General features: G+C 30.1%; 2 protein-coding genes. Both read left to right on the forward strand.

Annotation, left to right across the window (positions count from 1 at the left end; translation table 11 throughout):
* Positions 1-119 precede the first annotated feature (119 nt).
* Positions 120-1,835 carry a bifunctional diguanylate cyclase/phosphodiesterase gene (locus J5G60_RS17495; protein WP_150358822.1) on the forward strand — a complete coding sequence of 572 codons (1,716 nt, stop codon included), beginning with the start codon at positions 120-122 and terminating at the stop codon, positions 1,833-1,835.
* A gap of 1 nt (position 1,836) precedes the next feature.
* Positions 1,837-3,099: a methyl-accepting chemotaxis protein gene (locus J5G60_RS17500; protein WP_190972266.1), complete on the forward strand. Its 1,263-nt coding sequence runs from the start codon at positions 1,837-1,839 to the stop codon at positions 3,097-3,099.
* Positions 3,100-3,195 lie beyond the last annotated feature (96 nt).

Genomic DNA, 3,195 nt, shown 5'->3' on the forward strand with positions numbered 1-3,195 from the left:
ACGTATATTAGTATTTACTATATAACAAAATATATAAGTTTTATTTGCCTATTCCTTTTACTGTAATTACCTTAATTGGAATATTTCATATAATAATTTTACATGAGTAGGTGAATCAATTGTCAATAGAAGAACAGAGAAATTTCATATTGGATAATATCAATGGAATTATAGTAAAATGGGATATGAGCAGTAACAAATTCGCAGTTCCTAAGTTATGGGAAAGTATGACAGGATATGTTGTTTCTGAAGAGATTAATTTTTTTGGACAACTAAAAAAAATTATTTGTTCAGAAGATCTAGGAAAATTTATGAATGCTTTGAAAGAGAGTGTACATAAAAAGGCTGACTATTTTGAATGTGAATATAAAATTAAAACCAAGTCGGGAAAAATAAAATGGATGCTTCATAAAGGTAAAATTTTTGACTATAGTAAAGGGCAGACATTGATGATAAATTATATTTCAGATATTACTGATAAAAAGATATATGAGTCTGAGATAAGGTATCTGGCATATTATGATATTACAACCAATATTCCCAATAAATTGTTTATGACCGTTAAATTGAATAAGTTTTTCAATGATGCAAGCTTAAAGAGCAAAAGGAACCTAGTATTGTTTTATATCTGCATATATAATTTTGAAAAAATAAAGGATGTATACAGGCAAGATTTTGAAGAAGCTCTATTAAAAAAAGTATCAGATATATTTAAGAATAATTTAAATAATGAAATACTATGTAAAGTAGAGGATAGCAAATTTGCTATTATAGATTACAGCTGTGGAGATGTTGAAAAAGCAAGATTAAAAGCAGAATATTTTTTGAGCCTATTTAATAAAATGATGGAGATTGATGGGGAAAAAGTATTCGTAGCATTGAATATTGGTATTTCTTTTTATACTGATGGTGTGATAAATGGCGATAAAATGATGAGAAATTCAGATATGGCTCTTATGAAGGCTAAAAAACTTGGGAAAAATCAATATGAGTTTTATGAGGAAAAGATGAATGTTGAGATTATGGATAGAGTGAAAATTGAAAATGATCTTGTAAAAGCCATAGTTAATAAAGAATTTATTTTGTATTATCAGCCTCAAGTTGATATTGACAAAATGGAAATCTACGGATTAGAAGCATTGATAAGGTGGAATTATAATGGAACTATAAAATTTCCTTCTTATTTTATAGATATTGTGGAACAGAATGGAATGATAAATGAAATAGGCAAATTTGTGCTATATGAAGCTTTTGTACAGGCTAAAAGATGCAATGATTTAGGATATGAAAAAATCTACATGTCTGTAAATATATCAAAGAAGCAGCTTGAGGAAGATTCATTTTTGGATTTTGTAGATTTTGTCTTAAAGAATACTGGAATAAAAGCAAATTATATCTGCTTTGAAATTACTGAGAGAATATTAATTGATCTATCTGAAAAAATGTTGAGTGTACTTTCTAAAATAAAAGATATGGGAATAAAAATATTTATAGATGATTTTGGAACGAAATATTCTTCGTTAAACTATTTAAAGGATTTGCCAATTGATGGTATTAAAATAGATAAATCCTTTATTTGTAATATACAAAACTGTGAGAAAAGTAAGATGATTTTAAAAAGCATTGTAAATTTGGCGGGAGATTTGAATATTGAAGTGATAGCAGAGGGGGTAGAAACATATGAACAGTTAAAATTTTTAAAAAGCATTAAGTGTAATAAAATGCAGGGATATATATTTAGCAGACCAGTAGATTCTGAAAAGTTAATTAAGAACTTGAAAAATTCATATGAGATTTGGGATAATATTAGTGAATCATATAATAAGGAGAATTAATATGAAATTTTTAGAAAATGTGAGAATGAAAACAAAGCTATCATTATGTTTTGGAATTATGGTTATAATAATTGCTGCTATAGGTGTCGTAGGGATACTGTCATTTTCCTATAAGGGTGTTGTTACTACTCTATTGATTATAGTTGGAATTGTATTTGCAGTGATATTTCAGCTTTTTATACCCAGGGACATAAATGAATCCATAGTAAAAATGGTAAATCTTGCAGAAAGCCTATCCAAATTTGATTTAACCCGTGATTATAAAATTGATAGAAATGATGAATTTGGAAAGGCATTTAGAGCTATGGAAAAAGCTCAGGGAAATCTGAGAAATTTTATAAAAGAAATTGAAGAAAATTCCCAGCATATGAGTAGTTCAAGTCAGGAGCTTTCTGCTGTAGCTGAAGAGTTATCTGCAAAGGCTGAGGATGTAGATAACTCCATCACCGGTGTGGCAACTGGTATTGAAGGAAACAGTGCAGCTGCAGAAGAGATAACAGCTTCTGTGGAGGAAGTGAATTCGAGTATAAATGAACTTTCTCAAAAAGCATTGGAAGGAAGTAATAATGCAAATGAATTTAAGAAGAGAGCTTCGACTGCAAGAAAAGAAGGAAAAGATGCTGTGGAAGAATCACATGAATTATATGAAAGTAAAGCAAATAATGTTATTAAAGCTATAGAGGATGGAAAAGTGGTAGAAAATATAAAAGTTATGGCAGACACTATTGCAAGTATAGCTGAACAGACTAATCTTCTTGCACTGAATGCTTCTATAGAATCAGCCAGAGCAGGAGAACAGGGAAAAGGATTTGCAGTGGTGGCAGATGAAGTTGGAAAATTGGCAGAGCAGTCTTCAAAAGCTGTAGTTGGAATTCAAGATACTATAGTAAAGGTTCAAGAAGCTTTTAGAAACCTTGCACAGTATAGTAAAGATATGCTAAAATTTGTAAATGAAAATGTAAGCAGCAGATTTGAAAACTTCGAGGAATTGGGAAGCAAATATTACGAGGATGCAGAGTTTTTAAGCAAAATGTCCGATGAAATGGCATCCATGTCAGAAGAACTTGCGGCAACTGTGAATCAGGTAAGTGAAGCTGTTCAAAGCATGGCAAATACATCACAGCAGTCTTCGGGTCATGTAGAATCAATAAAGTCCAGTGTAGATGAAACTACAAAAGCAATAGAACAAGTAGCATTTACTGCTCAGACTCATGCTGATCTCGCCCAGAAGCTGAATAAAATGTTGTTAAAATTTAAGGTATAAGAGAGTATGGAGCGGATTATCAATACACTAAATAGTACAAAAGAAACTTTATTTAAGAATTACTATGAATAATATTTTTTATATATTCTTTATAGT

It is taken from the genome of Clostridium sp. HV4-5-A1G (assembly GCF_900184915.1).
Classification (GTDB): domain Bacteria; phylum Bacillota; class Clostridia; order Clostridiales; family Clostridiaceae; genus Clostridium_B; species Clostridium_B aromativorans.